Origin of the sequence: Fictibacillus sp. BK138 (assembly GCF_004216955.1) — a bacterium.
Lineage (GTDB): Bacteria > Bacillota > Bacilli > Bacillales > Fictibacillaceae > Fictibacillus.
Window position 1 is genome coordinate 3021962 of record NZ_SGXL01000001.1, and the last position, 21071, is coordinate 3043032.

A 21071-nucleotide genomic window follows, 5' to 3' on the forward strand; every position below is an offset into this window, starting at 1 on the left:
TCAGGCGGCTTTCTTCAAATTAAACTCTAAACTTATTAATCGTTTCGTTCATTTCTTCTGCCAGCTGTGATAGGGCATTTGAAGATGAAGAAATCTCTTCCATGCTTGCAAGCTGTTCTTCTGCTGATGCAGAAACTTCTTGGGTAGAAGACGCTGCTGTTTCAGCCATAGATGAAATGACATCGATCGCTCCTGCAACATGCTCTGTACTAGCAGACATTTGCTGAGTGGCTGCAGATACTTCTCCGACTTGATTCGATACTTCCGCCACACTATCATATAGGCTCTTGAATGCTTCTCCAGAACGGTACACAAGCTCTCGTCCGCCCGTTACTTCCTCTGTTCCGCTTTCCATCGCCTCTACAGCTTTCTCTGTCAACTCTTGAATCGCTGTAATAAGCTGGCCGATTTGCTGAGCGGATGCAGAAGATTGTTCTGCAAGCTTTCTTACTTCATCTGCAACTACTGCAAACCCTCTGCCTTGCTCTCCTGCCCGTGCAGCTTCGATTGCCGCATTTAACGCTAGCAAGTTCGTCTGACCCGAAATGTCTGTGATAACATCTACGATTTTTGTAATTTCCTGTGATTGTTCCCCTAAGTCTTTTACTACCTGAGATGTATTGGTGATAGAGGCATGAATCGCATCCATCTGACCAATTGTTTCCTTGATTGTTTCATTGCCGCCCTCAGCAACAGAAAGGGATCTTGAAGATGATTCAGACATGTTCTGCATGCTTACTGCTATTTGCTGAATACCAGCAGATAACTGATTCATCGCTTCAACGATATCTTCAACAGTTCTTACTTGTTCTTGTGATCCGCCGGCAACTTGCTGGATTGTACCTGCAATTTGCTCGGTGGCAAGGCTTGTCTGCTCGGCGCTCGCAGTCAATTCTTCTGAAGATGCAGCCACTTGTTCAGACGTTACTCTTACTTGTCTGATCAGGCTTGCGAGGTTCATTCCCATATGATTGATTCCGTCAGCAAGCATTCCGATTTCATCTTTGTTTTTTACTTTGATCGGTTCCATTGTAAGGTCACCGTCAGCTATTTCATTGAGCATATCTGCCATTTTTATAACAGGTCTTGAAATATTTCTTGAAATGAAATAGCCGATTAAAAGTGCCGCTATAACAATAACAATACCTAAGACAGTTACTAATGTAACGACAAACTTTTCTGCATTCTTAACTGTTATCTCACCTTCGTCCATGAGATTTGCTTGTCTTTGAGCCATTTCTGCTGTCACATCACGCATTTCTCTTCCCAGCGGGAACAATGAGCTTTTCGCATACTCATTCGCCGCTTCCATGTTGCTCATCGAGTTCTGCAGCACTCTCTCGGACTCTGTACGATAATCGTTGTTTAAATAATAGATTTTTTCAAGTCTTTCCTTATCCGCTTTAGCCTTAACCAATTTCATTGTTGAATTCACTAGCGCATCTATTCGATCGGTAGATTCTAGCAGCTTTGCTTTACTGTCAGATGACTGTTCTAGTAGATACTCACGCACACTGTTATTTTGAATCGTAGCGTTCAGCTCAATCTCTTTTGCATTCTGATGAATGACTGCTCTTCTGTCTAAAAGCTCGCTATATGTATTCTGCATGTCTTTTAAGAAATAAAAGAAAATACCGCATGTCGCAGCGAACAACACGGCAACGATCAAAAATGAACCAATTAATTTTTTTCTTAACGTCAGTTTCATATGTCACCTCTTCTTAAATATTGGCTGTTTTCGTAAACTTTGGCGCTATTAGTAGATGTTGATTTCCGCTCCAGGAGCTCGCTTTCCGCGGGGCGTGCGGTGAGCCCACTCGTCGCTTTGCGACATTGACTGGTCTCACCTGTCCCGCTGATCCCGCAGGAGTCTCGCACCTTGCGCTCCAATCAACTAGTCAAAGAAGCGTAATCAACAAAAAATGTTCAAAACAACAATCTTTTTAAATTGAGCCTAGAAATTTCTATTATTAAATATCACAGGGCAGTTTAAAATGACAATCAGACGATCGTTATGTTTAGCAACGCCTTGTATAAGCGAATCTTCTTTTTGTGCAAAGCTTCCTGGAGTCTGAATCGATGCTGTGTCAATATCGATGACATCTGTTGCAGCTTCAGTCAGCAGACCTAGAAAGTTATCTTCCTTTTGCAGAACAACAATTCTAGAAGAATCCGTTCTTAATGACTGTTGGTTTCCGATGAGCTGTCCGAAATCAATAATCGGAATGACATTGCCTCTTAAATGAATAACCCCTGTAACTTCCTGCGGCATCTCAGGCATTGGGGTAATCTCTGTAACACGCTCAATGGAAGCAACATACTGAATCGGCAGACCAAATTCTTCATCTCCGTTTGAAACAATAACAATTTTCAAAGTTTGAGTGCTAAGTGACATCTCACTTGCTCCTTTTCTAGGTATTTCGGCTTAATGAACAGTCTCAAGTCCCATACTTCTTATCGGTTAAAGAATGATTTTATTTTAGTTTTTAATCTAAAAATGGAAAAACCGCCCAGGAATTAACCGAGGCGGCCTAAAATTTCATTTTTATCGAGCTAGTTCGATATTCTTCACGCTATTAGCAGGCACGGTGATCTGTACTTCTACAAACTGCTTTGTGCCATAAACTTGAGTTTCAATTATCTCACCTGCTGATGACGTATAAGTCCCTTGTTTCATATAGAACGGGATGTTAACTGTTACAGGTTTATTTAAGCGATTTGTCAAAGTTGCTGTTTGTGTAACTTGTGATCCATCATTCGGCAGTTTAAAGGTATTTTCGAATGAAACAACTCCGGCTGATGTGTTTCCGTCTTGATAAACAGGCATTGATTTATCCGGACCTTCAAATATATACGTATTAAAGGTATCTGCTGCTGCATCTTTTTCAAACAGACGATAACCTACCCATGGCTTTGCAGATAATTCGATCGATGCAGTCGTTGAATATAGAATACCATCCTGCTCTGTGATGTTATCGATATGTGTATGACCATGAAGTGAAATATCAACATCATTCTGTTTCATGACATCAATCAATTCATGTGACCCTTCACCATGCCATTGCTGGTCATATTCTATACCAAGCTTTTCACCTTTTAAAAGTGTACTTAAATCTTGCGGGTCATGTTTAGCATCATACTCTTTCCAGTACTCCTGTACATTCGGATCAGTCGATGGCCAGATGTCTCGGTCACGCCAGATTGGATTATGATGGGAGAACAATCCAGAAGTCTGACTTTCTTGAGCTGTTGCCTTGTTCTCAGCTAAGTCTTTTTTTATCCACTCCATCTGCTGATCCCGGATTTGACCGCCCCAAGTCGGAACAGATACCGTTCCATGTCCCTGACGGTCAAACTTATGCCAGTCAAACGAATTATAGCCTATCATATGTGCATACGGACCGTAATCAAATGAGAAATATTGTGGTCCGAAGTATTGTTCCCAATATTTTGCACCATCAGCTAATGTTGCATCTTGTGCGTAATAATCATGATTTCCTGGAACGATGTACACTGGAACATTAAATTGCTTCAGCATACGGTACGTTTCCTCATATTCATAAATATATTCTTGAGGATTCATCTGACCATACATTAAATCCCCTGTCATCACAACGAAATCAGGCTTTAACAGGTTTACCTGCTTGATCGTTTTTTGAAGATAAAGCCATCTTTTTGATTTATCGGGATCCCACATTCCTGCTTCTGTTACATTAGCAGGGTCTGCAATATTTCTTGGAGATCCAACATGTATATCCGTTAAATGCATAAATTTAAAGTCTTTCTTATACTCTTTAACCACTTTTACTGAATTCGGTTCGTCATCTGTAATTCGTGTACCGTCACCTGTATAAGAAACTTCCAGATCAAAAAGTTCCTCAGGTATACCTTCAGGAATCGTTACGGTAACTTCATAAATAGAAGAGCTGTCTTTCCAATAGGAAGATCCTTTTTGAACACTCTTAACAGGAAGGGTATATTTCCCTTCAACCTGTGCAGCTTCGGTAGGATTAAGAGAAATGTCCCAGCCTGCAGGCTCTTTTCCTTTAGCATCTACTTTTACGGTAAGTTCTGATCCATTTTTCTTAATAGCTGGTGTAGCCATTAGAGGGTAAATAATATTTTCAACTTTTGGATCGAGTGAAATATTTGGTATCTCATCTAAATAGTTCGTTGTATTCCCTATTCCGCCGTCTTTTTTATCAACACTTGTTAAAGCGTTGGCATGTCCTGCAGGAATTGATAACGCAGATGCTATTGCGAAAGCGGTTAGCTTTGTTTTCCATCCCATGTGCTGCACTCCTTTCAATATATGAAGCAACTTTCCTATTAAAAGTAACAGCACAAAGTAAATATAATGTGACAACCGTTTAAACGTTTTATTAACGAAATATTAATTCATATCTCCTTCAAACGCTCACGAGCTTCTTTTCCATCAAATGAGCTGAAGATTCTATGGTTGTTATCATCAAGAATACGATAATGTTTACTGATTATATTCTGCTGCAATCTGCACCCCTTTTGTGATCGCACTTCCTTCCACCATACATGTCCGCCCCAAGTCTTTTCTTTCGGAGATGCCACGTATTCATGAACAACAACTTCCATCACGTCCAGCGGGTCACCTCCAAGCGAGTTATACAAAATTTCTGAGTTTCGAAAAAGAGCACATAAAGCTACTATCACTGTCCAGCTAGCTTTAATTCTTTCTTTTTCAATCTGAACCAATGTTTTCTTAGAGATTCCTAGTATGTCCGCCATTTTATCTTGTGTGTATCCGAGCTCTGTTCGAACAAGTTTAATCTTGCCTGTCAACAGATCGACAATTTCATCCTGTGTCATCTGAAGTTCTCCTTTTTATTCTTTTAGGAACATTTTACACAAAAAAACTCCTTTCAACAAAATTGGAAAGGAGTCTAGCTATACGTATACGGTTCCCATTGGGCTAGATCATAAAGCCCTGCATTAATGCGGCCGCTCTCATCCTTAAGGACAGAAAGAAGTTCTTCTGGGAGCTGTTCATGATGATTATCCAAGTCGATCCGGTCGTTTGGCGATGAAACGAGAACGGTAAACAACTTCTTATTTTCCATGTTCATCCCATGAACATGTAGGTAATTCAGATCTTTAATCCGGTATACAAAAAAGATACGGTATTTTCCCACAACCTTCACACTCCTCTAATAACAGTGTGGTCGGCTTTTCTATGGAATAAACCTTTAATTTATTTAAACCGGAGCTGTAGGCAGTTCAATCTCAACACGAGTTCCCTGACCTTCAACAGAAGAAAAATGAATGGCACCACCGTGTTCGTCAATGATTTTAAAACACACCATTAGGCCTAATCCTGTCCCCTTTTCTTTTGTCGTATAAAAAGGTTCACCTAATGTCTTTAGTCTGTCTGCAGGGATACCGCAGCCTTGGTCATTCAGCTCAATTGTAACTCTTTCGTCTTTTGTGCCGATCTTTATGTGAATCTCCCCATCAGAATCCATACTCTCAATGGCATTCTTCAAAAGGTTGATGAACAGCTGCTTCAACTGGTTTTCGACTCCATAAACGGGAGGAATGTCATCAGCAATATTCACCCAGATCTGAATGTTCCTCATGATTGCCTGTGTTTCTAACAGTCTGACAACACTAAAGATCAAATCTCTTATGTTTGTATGTTCAAAACTTACTGCCTGTGGTTTAGCTACGAGCATCAACTCTCCGACAATATCATTAATTCGGTTAAGTTCAGATTCCATAATACGTAAATACTCCATGCGGATTACATCGTCAGCATCTGATAACAGCTTGGTAAACCCTTTTAATGAAGTAAGCGGGTTTCGGATCTCATGGGCAACACCTGCAGCCAATTCGCCCAATACAGATAGCTTTTCTGATTTAAGCATCAGTTCTTCTGTCTGCTTAGCTTTTGTGACATCTCTTGCGAATGTAACCAGACTTTCCACATGACCTTCTTTCGTCATGACCGGAACTCCTCTTGCTTCTAAAAGAATCCAGTCACCGTTCTTATGACGCAGCCTGAATTCAGTCTGAAAAGGAATCTTCTTAACGAGTGCCTTCATAAACTGGTCAGACAGCCCTTCCATATCATCAGGATGTACGAGATCCAGAATAGCCCCCTTAATTTCTCCCTCCTCATAACCTAAAACCGTAAAGTGTGAAGGAGATACATATTGAATCAATCCTGAAGGTTCTATAACAGTGATTAAATCCGTTGAATGTTCTGCGATCAAACGATATTTCGCCTCACTTTCGCGTAGAGCCCGCTCTACTTTTTTCTGTGAAGTAATATCTCGGTAAACGATAACAAACCCCATTATTTTCCCTTCCATATCACAAATATTAGAGAAGGAAGCAGACACGTCAAATACTGTTCCGTCTTTATGAATTCGCTGCGTTTCATGTAGAGGAACAGACTGGCCCTGCTTTAATAGGTTGATAATCTCTATAGATTCATCTTGCAAATGAGCGGGTGTAATAACGGGAATGGTATCATTCTCTTCCGAAAAGTCCTCCTCTTCCCAGCCAAACATTTGTTCAAACGCATCATTTACTTTTATTACTTCCTGTCTAGTATTTAAAATAAGAATCGCATCTGTAGTACCTTTAAGTACGGATTCGAGAAGGTCTAAAGCAACACTTAATTCTTCTTCCTTCTGTTTATGCGGAGTAATATCCCTTCCAGTAACGACAAGCATTTGTGGTTCTCCGTCTTTTGTAAAAGTTGGCTGTTTAATCAGTTCGAGCATGACCACTCTGCCGTTATTCATTTTTATCTTTTCAGCTGTTTTAGTAGGTTTCTTCGTTTCCCAAGCTTTCTGATCTGATAGATTGCATCTTTCAACAACTTCACTTGAAAGTCTGTTATCCATTTCCTCCAGACTTTTTCCTTTATAATCATTATCGTATATTCCATAAATATTTAACGCGAACCGGTTTGCTTCTGCCCAAGTTCCATCAGGATATTTAATACATACAAATTCAGGCAGGACATCGATCATCTCTTTAAAAGTAGCAACTGCAAGAAGGTCGTCCTGGCTTGTCATATTCATTTTTATCCACCCTTTTACTAAAACTTCGTACTGTTTATTATTAAATAAAAGGGGCTGGTTTCCTTTAAATTTTTTGATAATTCGCACGTCAAATTACTCTTTTTTTCGTCTAAATCTGACAAAGAAGATTTAACACCGACAAGTTTTTATTTCCTATCATTGCAGAACTTGTACGTTATTCTTCAACTTCCTACATCGATGTTCTGCTCCATGTCGAAAAATATTGATAAAAAAAGACGCTTTCAAAATTGAAAGCGTCTTTTTGTATTTACAAACAATTAAACGGCTCTTACCGCTTCTTTCAGTGATTTTCCTGGCTTGAATGCAGGAACATTGCTTGCCTGGATCATGATTTCTTCACCAGTCAGCGGGTTGCGTCCTTTTCTCGCATTTCGGTTGCGTGTTTCAAATGTTCCGAAACCGATCAGCTGTACGCTCTCACCGTTTTTCAAAGCATCTGTAATCGCGTTTAATACTGCATCAACAGCAAGTGCTGATTCCTTTTTGTTCATACTTGTTGCATTGCGTACTGCATCTACTAAATCCATTTTTTTCATTATAGATATCTCCCTTCAAACATTAAAAATTATTGCTTGTGTAGCTCCATTATTAACGGATAATGAAGATTTCATACAGGAAGATACAAAATTCCGAAAAATATTTATATAGTTTAGTAATTCGTTGTTTAAAAACCTTGAATTGTCATTCCGCCATCAACAAACAATGTCTGTCCGTTCACATAACTCGCAGCATCACTCGCCAAGAACACAGCCGGCCCCACAAGTTCTGGCAGTTCTCCTACTCGTTTTTGCGGTGTAACAGATAAAATATCATTCAAATAATCTCTGTCTGCGAGAAGCTTTTCTGTCAGAGGTGTTTTGAAGTACCACGGACCGATACTGTTTACATTAATGCCGTACTGTCCCCACTCAAGCGCAAGATTTTTCGTCATCTGAATAATAGCCGCTTTCGTAGATGCATAGACTACACCTGTACGCAGCGCCACATGACCTGCAACGGAAGAAATCGTGATGATCTTTCCTCCTCCGTTCTCCTTCATTCTTTCCCCTGCTTTTTGTGAAAACCAAAAAGCTGAACGAAGATTCGTGTTCATGATCGTATCCCATTCATCATCTGAAACCTCAAGGGCTTTTGATCGAATATTCATCCCAGCATTGTTGACGAGAATATCGATTCTTACGTTGTCGGCATCCAGCTTTTCAAAGATCGTTTCGATATCACTTTTGTTAGTCACATCCGCTTCAAATGTATATGCTTTTCTGCCCGCTTGCTGGATATGTTCAGCGGTTTCTTCTAGATCTGATTGCGTTCTTGACACGATCACTACATCAGCGCCTGCCTCTGCATACCCGATTGCGATCGCTCGTCCGATTCCTCTGCCAGCCCCTGTAACGAGCGCCGTTTTTCCTTTTAAAGAGAATGACGGTAAGTACATGTTTGCTGCCTCCTGCTCATTTGAGAGTTCTACTATGATAATAATCCGCTATTATTGTGTAGTTGATGATAGTTTATCAAAAATGAGACTCAAAAACTTTTTATTTGTTTGGAAGAAGTTCAAATCACAGTGGTTTTTGTGTGCAATTTAGAACTTTAGCAATTAATTTCACCTGTAGTGGACTTAATTTGCCTTAATTGGCTCTTAATTTGAAACTTATCGGTAATAATTTGAAGAATTCGATTAATAATTTAAAGAAATTGAATGATAATTTGAGATACCTGTATCTGGGCCAGCCAAACCCACCAAAAAAAGACATGCCGTAAATCAGCATGTCTTCATCTTCCTATCAAGTCTCTACCCACTCTTTGCGCAGTGTAAATAAGTCCTTCAGTTCATCCGTTGATAATTCCGTAATCCAGTTTTCGCTCTGGATCACTTTCTCTGACAGTTCTTTTTTACTTTCGAGCATCATATCGATCTTTTCTTCGAGTGTGCCGAGTGTGATCATCTTATGCACCGTAACAAACTTCTTTTGCCCGATTCGGTGAGCACGGTCAGTTGCCTGGTTTTCAACTGCAGGATTCCACCATCTGTCATAGTGGATAACATGATTGGCTTCTGTCAGATTTAAACCTGTACCCCCTGCTTTTAACGATAAGATGAAAATCGCGTTATCCCCATTTTGGAAACTGTCTATCATCTCATCACGTTTTTGCTTGGATAAGCTTCCATGTAAGAACAAGACAGGTTTCCCAAACTTCTTCTCAGCGTACTTCTTGATCAGTTCACCCATAAAGATAAACTGAGTAAAGATCAAGCATTTTTCATCTTTTTCTAAAATCGCGTCTAGGAGTTCAATCGTCTTCGAAAATTTAGCAGATTGATCTTCTAGCTTCGTTAATTTGTCATTCTTCGTATAAAGGGCAGGATGATCACAGATCTGTTTCAGTTTGCCCAGCATAGCGAGCAAGAGACCGCGGCGCTGAATGCCCGTTACTTTTTCAAGCTGTTCAAAGGTATCCTGAACGAGTCTCTCATATAAAGAAGCCTGTTCTTTTGATAAAGGACAGTATTCTTTGATTTCTTGTTTCTCAGGCAGGTTCAGCTGAACAGCAGGATCCATCTTCGTACGTCGGAGCAGGAAAGGCTGTACTAAACTTTTTAACTGCTGCAGCCTAACATTATCGTTTTCTTTTTCGACCGGCAGTACAAACTTCTTCTGAAAAGAAGGCTCACTTCCCAAATAACCAGGATTAAGAAAATCGAATATCGCCCATAGTTCAAGCAGACGATTCTCAACAGGTGTTCCCGTTAACGCAATCTTGTGTCGGCCGTTCAGTTTGCGAATACTTCTGGACTGTTTTGTGTAGCTGTTCTTAATATTTTGAGCTTCATCGAGGACGATTGCCTCCCAATAAGTTCCACCCATTTCGGTAAAATCAAGCTGACAAGTTGTATATGAAGTAATCACAACGTCGTAATTCTTATACCACCTCTCGAAATCTTCTCCCTTTTTCCGGTTAGAGCCGTAGTGCAAACCAACTGTTAAAGAAGGAGAAAAATGCTCAAGTTCCTTTTGCCAGTTCCCGATAACAGATGTTGGACACACCAATAAAAAGGTGCCTTCCTGCTCTCCTTTTTCCTTTACCTTTAAAAAATAATCGATCGTCTGGACAGTTTTACCAAGACCCATGTCATCTGCAAGACATCCGCCAAGCCCAAACTTTCGAAGAAAATACATCCAGGAGCTTCCTGTCTTTTGATAATCTCTAAGTGTTCCTTGCAGATTTTCAGCTTTTGGTTCAACAGGTATCGTTTTGATTTCAGAAAGCTGATCCATCCATAGATTGAGGGGCTCATCCCATTCCATATCAAGCATTGGTCCTTCAAACTCAATACCATCGAGTTCATCATCTGCAGGGTTTGTTTCCATATTTAAAAGGTGCTGTTCTAATACATCCTTTAACTGAATGCCCGTACGGTCCACGTTTTTGATGAGATGCCTGACTTGTTTCATCCATTCAGGATCTACTCTGTACCATTGACCGTTCCTGCGAACCAGCCTTCTGCTGCCATCGACCAGCTTACGGAACTCTTCCTCCGACAGTTCTTCGTCTCCGGTAGAAAGTCTCCAGTCAAACTGCATGATCGCGTTCAACCCTAAAAAGGACGGTGCTCCACCGCCGGTTTGCGGTTTGGTCTTGATCTTTGCTTTAACTTTCGGCTGCAGTTCCTGAACCGTCTGCCACCATTCCGGCAGAATACTTACGATTCCGATCTGGCGAAGAAGTTCGCTTTTCAAAGTCAGGAAATCCCATGCTTCTTTTTCCGTAATCTCTTCTCTAATTTCTTTACGGCTGCCAACCTTAAGCCATGAAATCAGCTTTGAGACCAGTTCCATATCACTTTCCAGCATCGATTGATATGGCTTCCATTCGTCAGGTAGAAGTGTACTTTTTCCTTTGTATGGAACTCGAATCCCTTCTTCTTTTTCCTGAAGATAGGCATTCAAACTCCATATATCCTTTTCTTCTTCCTCAGCAGGTTCGGATAATTCAAATACGAGTTTAAAAGGCTTCGGATCTTCTCTCCAGCCGATTTTGATCAGCCATTCTTCTTCATCCAAATGTCCGAGTGCAGAGATTATCTGTTTTGAATTACCTCTGACCATTTCTTTGTTAAATGATGATGGCATCGCTGTATAGCCGGCATTCGGCAAAGTTGAAAGAGCCTCATTGATCCAAGGAGACTCGATACGTTTCCCTTCAGCTTTCCATGACCAATCACCTGATTTCCATGCCTCAAAGTCAGGAGACACAAAATCAGATTTCAATAACTTATCATAGTGGTTTGCTTCTTTTACCACTTGCCAAGCCTCTTTTTCCCACGTATTTTCTGAAAGGAAAAATTCCGGATAGCGATTGAACAGTACAAAAGCTTCTCCTGCATTCAAATATATATTTTGATCGTCATCTATATCGAGCAGCGTTCCATAAAAAGATGGCTGATGCCACGTAAATAAAAGAGGTTTCCAATCGTTCACATGCACTCTTTTCTTATCTTTAGTGGCCCATAAAACCATATTTCCATGAAGCCATTTTGCGTGAAGTAAAAGATTGCTTGTATCGATCATGAAATAAACTTTCCTTTCCTTAACTCTTCCTGAAACGCTCTTAACCGTCCATAAATCGTTGCGATTTGATTAATATATTGAGAAAATCGTTCTTCCTCACCTATATCAAAATAAATGGTACGGAGCGTTTTTAAATGTTTTATGGCTGATTGATAAGATTTTCTCGTCCGTTCGTTAATCAGCCTGTCAATCGTTTGATGATAGATCGGCAAAACTGTTTCCTTCTCAAAAGCAAGGACTTCTTTTAAATCCTTTCGCTGAATGAGCTCTGGTGAGTAGCCCATGATCACTTGAAGCTCCACCCATCGCTCATGTTCACCGATCACCATTAAATACTCTCCGTATTCATAGAAAGTGATCGGCAAAAACTCAATAAGCATCTCTTCATACTTTTCTTCGTCACCAGTATGCTGTGCATATTTCCAGAAATAATTGAGATATTCGTGAAAAAATTCACGAGCGTCTGAATGATAATAATAGGAACTGACACCCTCTAGGAAATTGGGCTTCAAATAAAGAAGCCAAGCCAACAGACGCTCCCATTCCTGTTTATCAACCAAAAGTTTCATCCAGACAAGGTAATGAACCATTTCGACTTTCTTATCGTTCTGACCCAAACGTTCAAAAGCAAGATCATCCTGCTGGCGTGCAAAAGCAAAATGCACTAAAGCAAGCTCCAGCATTTGAGATACTTTGCCAGATTCCTTTTCTTCAAGCAGCTGACTTTCATATTTTTCGATCCACGTTCTCTCAGAATAAAGAAGAGACCAGCTGACCTGAAAAAGATAAAATAATAAATAACCCCATTTAGGAGGAATCTCATAAAGACTTTGAAAGTTTCGGAGACTCTCTTCAACGAGTTTTTTATTTTCATTAAGAAGCTTTTCACTATTCATTTCTTTTAATGCCACATAGATCTGATCAGATAATTTTTCAACGGTCGCATCAAAGTTGGCCTGCATATAAGCTGCTATCCCATATTGTGCTTCAAATGAAAATAAGCGGATCAGCGTTTCAATTTGCACATGATATCTATAGAGCAACGCAATATCCTCATCAAAAAATTGTCCAGCATTTAGAAGTGCCGGATAATAATCACGATAGATATGTACAAATGTGTAGCTCGTATCTTTTCCATCAGCAAGATCACGAAAGGAGACGGTTTGCATTTTCCGTTTTTCGAACGTCTCGAATCGTTCTGAAAAATACTCACGCCACAATTGAACCGAATGTGTATTTTGGACTTTCTTCTCAGGGGAATCATATTGTGCACGATTTTTTTCATCGTGTTCCTCTGGTTGCTTCATTCCGTCTCCCCTCCTTCAGGTTTTATTACCAATTATAGCAAATTAGACGTTTCCTCATTCATTGCATATCATTTCTATTTTAAAGGAAATTACTTAAGTTGACCAAAAAAACAACTTTGTTGCTCTTAAACTTAGTGCTGTCTCGTCCGATATCATGAGTAACAGGAATATTTTTCATTAACCAAAAACTTAACGGTTGTATTATTTTGTAATTATTTGTAAAAAGTTGCTGTCGTTATGCTATACTTATAAAATCAATCGACGAAAGGGCAAACTTTTCGAAAGAGAAGGACGCAAAGCTACAGGGGCTAAGTCTTTAAACGGATATGCCAGCCAGTTGCCGAATGAACTCCTACGTCGGTAATAATTGCAAGGGAGATATACATATGAAGGAAAAAACAATTCAAGATCGAATCAGCCTCTTAAGAGAAGAGCTGTATCGTACTTCACTTCAGCTGAACCATGAACTGGCCCATCCCAAATTAGTAAAGGTCAGTCAGCAGCTTGATCAGCTTCTCAATCAATTCACTCTTTCAAGACAAGAAAACATATAAAAATGGCCATCTTCTGGCCATTTTTTTAATGTTCTTCTTCGTAATATTTATTCTTCTTCTGTTCAATAAGATCAATGATTCGTTCAATTTCTTCCTCTGCCAGCTGGCTTGAAATCATATCTTTTCTTAACAATCGTTCAATTGCCTCGTGTTCGGCATACAAAGCTTCAATAGAAGCAATATGTTCTTGGTTCTTCCTCCACTCCGGATGCTCCTCATACATGACATCCAGTGTTTTTTTTGCCTCCTCTTGCTTGTGATCATACAATGCTTTCATTCTTTCAAAAACTATTGTAGAAATAACTGCCTCTTTTCTTAGCTGTTGAAGTCTTCCAATGGCATGATCATACCTATGAACAGCGCTCATCACCTCTTCGTATTCTGTTTTTTCTTTATTCGGTCCTTTAATTTTCAATTTGTTTATAAGGGAAGAGATTGTCATTCCTTGGACAAGCAACGAAAAGAACACAACAGAGAATGCCAAAATAATAATATCTTCCCTGCCAGGAAAATCCCCAGGTAAACTAAGCGCAAGCGCGATAGACAAAGATCCTTTCAGTCCTCCCCAATTCAGTACATGTTTCCATTTTAAAGGTATACCTTTAATAGGAAGCATGGATGCGTAAACTGCAATCGTTCTTGCAGCTAGGACTATAAGAATGCTTGCTGCTATCAATCCCCATTTATCATTGATATCGATATAGGCAATTTCCAACCCTACAAGAAGGAACACTAGTGAATTTGCAAACAATGCCAAAACATCCCAAAAAGAATGAATGTTTATTTTAGTAGTTGGGCTCATTCCTATTTTTGCTCCATAATTTCCAAAGACCAGACCTGCAACTACTACAGCAATTACCCCCGAAACGTGGATAGACTCTGCAACCAGGAAGCTGCCATAGAATAAAAGGATAGAAAACAAAATCTCTAAAGGGTAATCATCGTACCAGCTCGTGAACTTTGAAAAAACATATCCTAATCCTCCACCTACAATAGCTCCACCGATCGCAACCTTGAAAAGCATCAGAACAGCAGCCACTATCCCTCCTGCACCCATTTCAATATAAGAAGGCAGGTAGATTGAGGCAATCATAAAAAGCACCACTGCTAATCCATCATTAAACAAACTCTCTCCTTCAATGACAGTTGAAAGTTTACGGTTTACTCCAAGCGTTTTAAAAATGCTTAATACAGATACAGGGTCTGTCGCACTCATTAAAGCAGCAAATACAAAAGCAGTTTGCAGACTCAAATCTAATATGTAATAAGATCCAGCACCGATAATCAGAAAGGTAAGAAAAGTTCCCCCAACTGCTAATGCACTTATCGCCTGTGTATTTTCTCTCAAATGGCTGAAAGGAAGTTTTAAACTTGCCTCTCCAAGTAAAGTCGGGAGCAATAGCGAAATGATAATAAATTGAAATGTATAGCCCTCTTCAACAAATCCTTTTAACGGGTCCAAGGCCGGTAGAGGTACTAGTCCGATAATGGCTCCCACTACCACAAGTGCAATTGGATAAGGTTTTTTTATTTTCTTTGCCAAAGCCGTTACGCCAACTGCTACAGCCAATAAAATAAATGCAATATTTAATGAATGATGCATATTGTTCTCCTCTCAAACTATTTCTCTAGTTATATAATTCCCTACCTCTTCCAAACTTAGTCAACATGATATTCACATAAATCGACATTATCTATTAGAAATTTGTTGAATCTTGTAACATTACCACTTCTTTACACGAAACCCTTTTTCTTTTCGTAAAAATATTGCATATTAATTGAGACAAAATCTTTCATGAAAGTTGTGAATAATACATGCTGCTACAATTAATTGAAGAGAAACGCGAAGTCCTGCTTTGTCTTGGAAAAACGTATGGACTTACAGCGAAGGAAACAGTTATATGCAGTCAAGAGCTCGATCAGCTATTAAACCGTCTTGATGAATGGAATGACGATAGGAATGACAATCAGTAATCTTTGTCTATTTCCTGGGAAATTTGTCGAGAACCACAGAAACCTCTATCATTTTAGTTTCATCTACCTATCATCCAATTAATTCCTAAATTACCTATTATTATATGAATATAATATTGTAATCTCTTTGTTACCTTCTCCTAATCCTTTTGTCATATTCGATTAGTATAATTGGCAACCGAGGCGTATTTAACCAATTATACATATTAGGAGGAGTTATTATGATAAAAAAATGGGTAATTACAGGGGCTATGGCATTCGGATTGCTCGTTTCTGCTCCCGTTAGCGGATTTGCAGCAATGGGTGATCACACTCTTCGACCTGGCACATGGGATAATGATGTATATGAACTTCAAGGGAAATTAAAAGCGATGGGATACTTCGATTTCGCTGTAACAACAGGATATTATGGCCCAGTCACTAAAGACGCAGTCATTAAATACCAAAAAGCTAAAGGATTATTAGTAGATGGTATTGCAGGACCACAAACTTTTAATAGTATTCAAAACAATATTCAAAGAAAAGGTATGACTGTAGCTGCAACAGCTTACACAGCAAATTGCGAAGGCTGCAGCGGAACGACATCAAGCGGTACAAACCTTAAAGAGATTCCTTATGCTAAGGTAATCGCAGTTGATCCAGATGTAATACCAATGGGTTCAGTTGTATACGTACCTGGTTATGGTTATGCAGTAGCTGCTGATACAGGCGGAGGCATCAATGGAAACGAGATTGATATATATATGCAGAACTACTCAGATGCTATTAACTGGGGCAGAAAGAACGTAAATATTACAATTATTAACTAATGAAGATGGGGTTCTCTCCCCCATCTTTTTTCATTTCTACAAATTCTTGAAAAATCAGCTAGAAAAAGAATATGACAATGCTCATCTTCTAACCTATAATAGATTTCATGAATTTAAATATTTGAATTTAACATAAGCGAAGGTGAATGTATGTTTCTTTGGATTGCAATCGTAATGGGTATTATTGAAGGATTAACAGAGTTTCTCCCTGTTTCATCGACAGGACATTTAATCGTTGCAGGACACATGCTTGATTTTACAGGTGACAAAGCTAAAACATTTGAGATCGTGATTCAGCTTGGTTCCATTCTTGCTGTTGTGGTTCTCTACTGGAATCGCCTCTGGAGTCTGCTCGGTGTCGGCAAGATGGCGAAAAAAGAAAACTCTCTGAATCTCGGACATATTTTTATCGCAATCATGCCAGCAGTAGTAATTGGACTTTTAGTTCATGATTTTATTAAAGCACATCTATTTTCACCAAATACAGTCATTATCGGGCTCGTAATTGGCGGATTCTTAATGATTTTTGCAGAAAAAGTACAGAACAAGAAAGGTGTAAATGCATCAGACCTTGATGACATGACTTATAAACAAGCTTTGAAAATTGGATTGTTTCAATGTTTGTCATTATGGCCAGGTTTTTCACGTTCTGGAGCAACCATTTCGGGCGGATTGATCTCAGGACTCAATCACCGTACAGCTGCAGATTTCTCTTTTATCCAAGCAGTGCCGATCATGATCGCAGCATCCGGTCTCGATCTATATAAAAGCCGAGACATTCTAAGTGCAGCCGATCTGCCATTCTTCTTAACTGGTTTTGTTACAGCATTTTTAGTAGCAGCCGTTGCCATTCTTTTCTTTGTAAAACTGATCGCAAAAGTAAAATTAACCCCTTTTGCCTATTATCGTTTTATAATAGCTGCAATATTGGCAGTTTTCTTCTATCTTTAAAATTTTCAAGCTTACCGCTTTCTTTATGCGGTAAGCTTTTTTATTTTTTATCTATTTCTATAAGATTGTTGCTTTTTGGATTTTTTCTTTTTTCTTCCTATGCAGTTGATTGTAGCGCAAGGTGGGAGACTCCTGCGGGACGAGTGGGACAGGTGAGACTCCTGAAGGCGCAAAGCGGCAGGAGGCTCACCGCCCGCCCCGCGGAAAGCGAACACCTGGAGCGGAAATCAACCACTTACTAGAGCTTCTAAGCTTGTGCAAAAATCTTTATTTTTCATTACAATAATTTCAAAAATATTACAATTGTTATTTTCTAAATATTGTAATAATGGTATGGTTAATTTATCTAACTTTGAGAGGAAGATAATGATGACTATCGTAAATCAAGTAAACCTTGTTAAAAACGCTATTGCTGGAGTATTGACAGGGAAAGATAAACTGGTCGAACTTACAATGATCGCTTTAGTGAATAAGGGACACCTTTTATTAGAGGATGTACCAGGCACCGGAAAAACTGTGCTTGCTAAAAGTCTTGCACGTTTAATTGACGGAGAGTTTAAACGTATACAATTCACCCCAGATATACTCCCTGCAGATATTACAGGGATTCAATTCTTTCATCCAAAACATCAAGAATTTGAAATGCGCCCTGGACCTGTCATGACGAACATCTTATTGGCTGATGAGATTAACCGTGCTACTCCCCGTGCTCAATCAAGTTTGTTAGAAGTTATGGAAGAACGCCAAGTAACTATTGACGGCGAAACGCTAAAGCTCCCTGCACCTTTCCTTGTAATTGCAACACAAAATCCAATTGAGTCACATGGTACGTTCCCACTGCCTGAAGCACAGCTTGACCGCTTCTTTATGAAACTGCCATCCGGTTATCCTGACTTTGATCAAGAAAAAGATATGCTCCATATGTATCGTGCACAAAATCCGCAAGAGCTGCTCGAGCCTGTGTTTACTTTAGAAGACATTATAAAAATGCAAGAAGAAGTACAGCAGATCTTTGTAAGTGATGAAATTGAGAATTACTTGTTATCGATTGTTCATGCTACACGCCAGCACGAGTTTATCGAAAACGGTGTTTCTCCACGTGGAACACTTGCTTTCATGAAAGCTGCTCAAGGTGCCGCTTATGTAAATGGAAGAACTTTCGTTACACCAGATGATGTTCAGCTTGTCGCTCCACATGTTCTTTCTCATCGCTTAGTCTTATCAATGGAAGGAACTATGAGAAAAACCAAAGAACAGGTATTAAAAGATATCCTTGAATCCATTGATGTCCCTGTTGAATCTGAGGCAGGAAGATAATCATGCAGTGGAGTAATCAGATCTGGATCAAGCCTATTTTTAAAGCGCTTGTTTTATTCAGTCCGTTAATCCTTTTAATCGGATTTTACCGAAATATATCCTTTCTTTTTGTTTTAGGTTTGGTCATTATATTTTTGTATGGTGCAACGTTATTGCAATTTAGATCCTCTGTTCAAGATTTAAAACTGGATTTAAACAAGCAGATTTATCGTCTGTTTCCGGGTGATTCAGATGAATTTCATATCAAACTGCTTCATACGGGAAGATGGCCATCATTTAGAGGAGAGCTCTTTTTAACTCATCGAGATGTTATTTCTGATACGAACAAAGATGACGTGGAGAGTTTAAAAGGAAGAATAGAGCTGAAAAGGCCATTTGCCATTTACAAAAAAACGGCATTTACCCAAACGGTTCCCTTTACAGCTAGAAAAAGAGGTACTACAAGAATCGCAAACCTTACTCTGCAAATCCAGGATCCGCTTCAAACGAGTGGTCAGGCTCTAACATATCAGGAACTGTTTCCTGCTGAGATTATTGTTTATCCTAGACCTCTACCTGTTCACAAGATTGAACATCTCTTTCATCAAGGAAGCGGTGAAGCAGTTCGTCCGTTTGCATTGTTTGAGAATGTCTCGCTCCCTGCCGGAAACCGTGATTATGCGTATGGCGATTCTTTTCACAAACTGCACTGGAAAGCGACAGCTAGAACAGGAACTCTTCAAACCAAGGTTTTCGAAAAAACGGTAGTCTATCATTGGACATTTGTATATACCATCTTGCCGGATCATAAAGATATGAAATCTTCTGAGCAAATGGAAAGCGAAATAAGCTATCTGGCTTATATGTGCCAATTTGCTGCCGAGAAGAACATTCCATTCGAAGTTTACATCAACTTTAAAGTACCTGGTCCATTAGGAATGTATCATGTAACAACGGGAAGTGGACCGCAGCATCTAAGTAAAGTATTAGAAGGACTCGCTCGTATCGATCGTTCAAATGTTATTGTAAAGCCGACCATCATGTGGACAAAAATGGATCGTAACTTTGCTGGGACTGCTCCTTTTATTATTCTTCTTGGGGCTGTTCCAAACGATACAAATACACAATTCCTTACGAATAAATGGATTAAGTCGGGCGGTAAGATCTTTTTGGTCAACCAAGCGGGGGCGGAAGCATACTTGATGCCTTACTCTTCTAAGGAGGTCGTTCCATGTTAAACAGCCAGAAGTTGATTTTATATGGAATGAACTTAACCTTTGATGCCATGCTTCTCTTTTTATTTTATGTTCTTCTTCAACAAGGTGGCTCATGGTTGGATCTAGCCTTTTACATAACAGCACTGTTGCCTATTATTGCTGTAAGTGGGGCTTTATATATTTACAAAACCAGCCTATTTAAATTGACATTGGTATGTACAGTTTTAATTTCTGCAATGTCATTTTGGTTTTTAACCTCCTCTATCCTTTTTTCTTCGATACTTGCAGTAGTCATTGCTTGGAGAAGCTTAGAAAATTGGCAGGACCCATTTAAAACTGACTTAGAAATCATTCTTTCAATTAGTGCGGTTTTTGCACTCTTACTTTCTTTCTTTTTCAAGGATGGATTCACAGTCATGTATGGAGCAGTCTGGCTTCAATTCATGCTCATGCTTGCCATTAAGATGACCGTTCACTATTTTAAGAATGCAGATGGTGAGAAAGTATGGAGAGACTTTTCTGTTCCGCTTTTTCTTGTTGCTTTAAGCGGTGTTGTTTTTGCCTTGTTAGGACCTCTTAAACAATTTATCTACTGGGTTTTAGATGGCGTTCTGTTCTTGATGTATTATATCGTTGCGGTCCCGCTCTGGAAGATATTCACTTTGCTGGCTGTTCCGATTGCTTATTTAATAAAACTGTTTAAAAAAGATGATGAAGCAGGCAAGTTAGAAGTTGGAAAAAATGAAGAGATTCTCGAACTAAAGCCACAAGAGCTCGCAAATGATTACTCACTTCTCTGGTGGACAGTCGCCGCCATACTGGTACTTATTGTCGCTGTTTATATTTGGAGAAAAAAGTTATTGTTTAATCTTAGACCTGATGCAGCTTTATCGGGTAATGTTTCATCATTAACCAGCTCAGATTTAAGAGGCTCTGCTTTTGGTAAGAAAAGATGGCTGCAATCAAAAGACCGAACAAGAAAAAAGTTTCTTCACTTCGAAAAAACGATGGATAAACGAGGGTATGGACGTTTACCTGGAGAGTCAGCTCCATTATGGTTTGAACGCCTAAAACTATCTGGAGATGATGCCGAATCCGTATTACAAGCTTATGAAAAGGTGCGTTATGGCGAAGAAGAAATAACAAATGATGAGTTCAGTCTTTACGCAAAAGCAATAAAAAAATTCGAACAATCTGATCATCTTCAGAAAAAGAAGTCAAAATAAGGCTTCTTTTTTTGTGTGTTTTCTTTTCATTCTAAACCTCGTATATTAGACTAGGTGTATAGAAACACTCGGAATTAAGTG

General features: G+C 39.3%; 18 protein-coding genes and 1 riboswitch. Of the genes, 7 read left to right on the forward strand and 11 right to left on the reverse strand.

The genetic code is table 11. The features are described 5' to 3' along the window. Positions 1-19: 19 nt before the first annotated feature. From EV282_RS15255 to EV282_RS15305, 10 genes are all read right to left on the reverse strand, one after another. Entirely contained in the window at positions 20-1708 is a 1689-nt protein-coding gene (locus EV282_RS15255; RefSeq protein ID WP_130296613.1) for a methyl-accepting chemotaxis protein, read from the reverse strand. Between the two features lie 246 nt (positions 1709-1954). Next, the gene (locus tag EV282_RS15265; RefSeq protein ID WP_130296615.1) at positions 1955-2395 is read right to left on the reverse strand and encodes a chemotaxis protein CheW; all 441 of its coding nucleotides are present in this window, start codon (positions 2393-2395) and stop codon (positions 1955-1957) included. Positions 2396-2545: 150 nt separating this feature from the next. Further along, positions 2546-4291, reverse strand: coding sequence for a metallophosphoesterase family protein (locus EV282_RS15270; protein WP_130296616.1), 1746 nt, complete (start codon positions 4289-4291; stop codon positions 2546-2548). Between the two features lie 107 nt (positions 4292-4398). Next, positions 4399-4842, reverse strand: a complete 444-nt coding sequence (locus EV282_RS15275) for a helix-turn-helix transcriptional regulator (RefSeq protein WP_130296617.1) — start codon at positions 4840-4842, stop codon at positions 4399-4401. A 74-nt stretch (positions 4843-4916) separates the two neighbouring features. After that, entirely contained in the window at positions 4917-5165 is a 249-nt protein-coding gene (locus EV282_RS15280; protein ID WP_130296618.1) for a hypothetical protein, read from the reverse strand. Positions 5166-5228: 63 nt separating this feature from the next. After that, entirely contained in the window at positions 5229-7064 is a 1836-nt protein-coding gene (locus EV282_RS15285) for a PAS domain-containing sensor histidine kinase (protein ID WP_130296619.1), read from the reverse strand. A gap of 278 nt (positions 7065-7342) precedes the next feature. After that, complete coding sequence (locus EV282_RS15290; RefSeq protein WP_130296620.1) at positions 7343-7621, reverse strand: HU family DNA-binding protein; 279 nt, start codon at positions 7619-7621, stop codon at positions 7343-7345. A gap of 128 nt (positions 7622-7749) precedes the next feature. Next, positions 7750-8520: an SDR family NAD(P)-dependent oxidoreductase gene (locus EV282_RS15295; RefSeq protein WP_130296621.1), complete on the reverse strand. Its 771-nt coding sequence runs from the start codon at positions 8518-8520 to the stop codon at positions 7750-7752. Positions 8521-8869: 349 nt separating this feature from the next. Beyond that, entirely contained in the window at positions 8870-11656 is a 2787-nt protein-coding gene (locus tag EV282_RS15300; protein WP_130296622.1) for a DEAD/DEAH box helicase, read from the reverse strand. Continuing rightward, positions 11653-12963 (reverse strand): hypothetical protein, encoded by a 1311-nt coding sequence (locus EV282_RS15305; protein WP_130296623.1) that lies wholly within the window; start codon positions 12961-12963, stop codon positions 11653-11655. Before EV282_RS15305 ends, EV282_RS15300 begins: the two co-directional genes overlap by 4 nt. 258 nt (positions 12964-13221) lie before the next feature. Next, a riboswitch (cyclic di-GMP riboswitch) is annotated at positions 13222-13308 on the forward strand. Between the two features lie 41 nt (positions 13309-13349). Between EV282_RS15305 and EV282_RS15310 the strand changes: the two genes are divergently transcribed. Beyond that, positions 13350-13517, forward strand: a complete 168-nt coding sequence (locus tag EV282_RS15310; RefSeq protein WP_130296624.1) for an aspartyl-phosphate phosphatase Spo0E family protein — start codon at positions 13350-13352, stop codon at positions 13515-13517. A gap of 25 nt (positions 13518-13542) precedes the next feature. Here the strand turns inward: EV282_RS15310 and EV282_RS15315 are convergent, their stop codons facing one another. Beyond that, a complete protein-coding gene (locus tag EV282_RS15315) occupies positions 13543-15120 on the reverse strand; it encodes a cation:proton antiporter (protein ID WP_130296625.1) in 1578 nt (525 codons plus the stop codon). Between the two features lie 212 nt (positions 15121-15332). Between EV282_RS15315 and EV282_RS15320 the strand changes: the two genes are divergently transcribed. The 6 genes from EV282_RS15320 (at position 15333) to EV282_RS15345 (ending at position 20990) form a co-directional block, all read left to right on the forward strand. After that, a complete protein-coding gene (locus EV282_RS15320) occupies positions 15333-15491 on the forward strand; it encodes an aspartyl-phosphate phosphatase Spo0E family protein (protein WP_130296626.1) in 159 nt (52 codons plus the stop codon). 221 nt (positions 15492-15712) lie between these two features. After that, positions 15713-16300, forward strand: a complete 588-nt coding sequence (locus tag EV282_RS20705) for a 3D domain-containing protein (protein WP_130296627.1) — start codon at positions 15713-15715, stop codon at positions 16298-16300. A 150-nt stretch (positions 16301-16450) separates the two neighbouring features. Then, complete coding sequence (gene bacA / locus EV282_RS15330) at positions 16451-17251, forward strand: undecaprenyl-diphosphate phosphatase (RefSeq protein WP_130296628.1); 801 nt, start codon at positions 16451-16453, stop codon at positions 17249-17251. Positions 17252-17617: 366 nt separating this feature from the next. Then, the gene (locus EV282_RS15335) at positions 17618-18568 is read left to right on the forward strand and encodes an AAA family ATPase (protein ID WP_264191237.1); all 951 of its coding nucleotides are present in this window, start codon (positions 17618-17620) and stop codon (positions 18566-18568) included. 2 nt (positions 18569-18570) lie between these two features. Next, a complete protein-coding gene (locus EV282_RS15340) occupies positions 18571-19785 on the forward strand; it encodes a DUF58 domain-containing protein (protein ID WP_130296630.1) in 1215 nt (404 codons plus the stop codon). Continuing rightward, entirely contained in the window at positions 19779-20990 is a 1212-nt protein-coding gene (locus EV282_RS15345) for a DUF4129 domain-containing protein (protein ID WP_130296631.1), read from the forward strand. Before EV282_RS15340 ends, EV282_RS15345 begins: the two co-directional genes overlap by 7 nt. Positions 20991-21071 lie beyond the last annotated feature (81 nt).

Coding starts and splice junctions, on each gene's coding strand:
- EV282_RS15255 (WP_130296613.1), bottom strand. CDS start 1,708: ATGAAACTGACGTTAAGAAAAAAATTAATTGGTTCATTTTTGATCGTT.
- EV282_RS15265 (WP_130296615.1), bottom strand. CDS start 2,395: ATGTCACTTAGCACTCAAACTTTGAAAATTGTTATTGTTTCAAACGGA.
- EV282_RS15270 (WP_130296616.1), bottom strand. CDS start 4,291: ATGGGATGGAAAACAAAGCTAACCGCTTTCGCAATAGCATCTGCGTTA.
- EV282_RS15275 (WP_130296617.1), bottom strand. CDS start 4,842: ATGACACAGGATGAAATTGTCGATCTGTTGACAGGCAAGATTAAACTT.
- EV282_RS15285 (WP_130296619.1), bottom strand. CDS start 7,064: ATGAATATGACAAGCCAGGACGACCTTCTTGCAGTTGCTACTTTTAAA.
- EV282_RS15290 (WP_130296620.1), bottom strand. CDS start 7,621: ATGAAAAAAATGGATTTAGTAGATGCAGTACGCAATGCAACAAGTATG.
- EV282_RS15295 (WP_130296621.1), bottom strand. CDS start 8,520: ATGTACTTACCGTCATTCTCTTTAAAAGGAAAAACGGCGCTCGTTACA.
- EV282_RS15300 (WP_130296622.1), bottom strand. CDS start 11,656: ATGATCGATACAAGCAATCTTTTACTTCACGCAAAATGGCTTCATGGA.
- EV282_RS15305 (WP_130296623.1), bottom strand. CDS start 12,963: ATGAAGCAACCAGAGGAACACGATGAAAAAAATCGTGCACAATATGAT.
- EV282_RS15310 (WP_130296624.1), top strand. CDS start 13,350: ATGAAGGAAAAAACAATTCAAGATCGAATCAGCCTCTTAAGAGAAGAG.
- EV282_RS15315 (WP_130296625.1), bottom strand. CDS start 15,120: ATGCATCATTCATTAAATATTGCATTTATTTTATTGGCTGTAGCAGTT.
- EV282_RS15320 (WP_130296626.1), top strand. CDS start 15,333: ATGCTGCTACAATTAATTGAAGAGAAACGCGAAGTCCTGCTTTGTCTT.
- EV282_RS20705 (WP_130296627.1), top strand. CDS start 15,713: ATGATAAAAAAATGGGTAATTACAGGGGCTATGGCATTCGGATTGCTC.
- bacA (WP_130296628.1), top strand. CDS start 16,451: ATGTTTCTTTGGATTGCAATCGTAATGGGTATTATTGAAGGATTAACA.
- EV282_RS15335 (WP_264191237.1), top strand. CDS start 17,618: ATGATGACTATCGTAAATCAAGTAAACCTTGTTAAAAACGCTATTGCT.
- EV282_RS15340 (WP_130296630.1), top strand. CDS start 18,571: ATGCAGTGGAGTAATCAGATCTGGATCAAGCCTATTTTTAAAGCGCTT.
- EV282_RS15345 (WP_130296631.1), top strand. CDS start 19,779: ATGTTAAACAGCCAGAAGTTGATTTTATATGGAATGAACTTAACCTTT.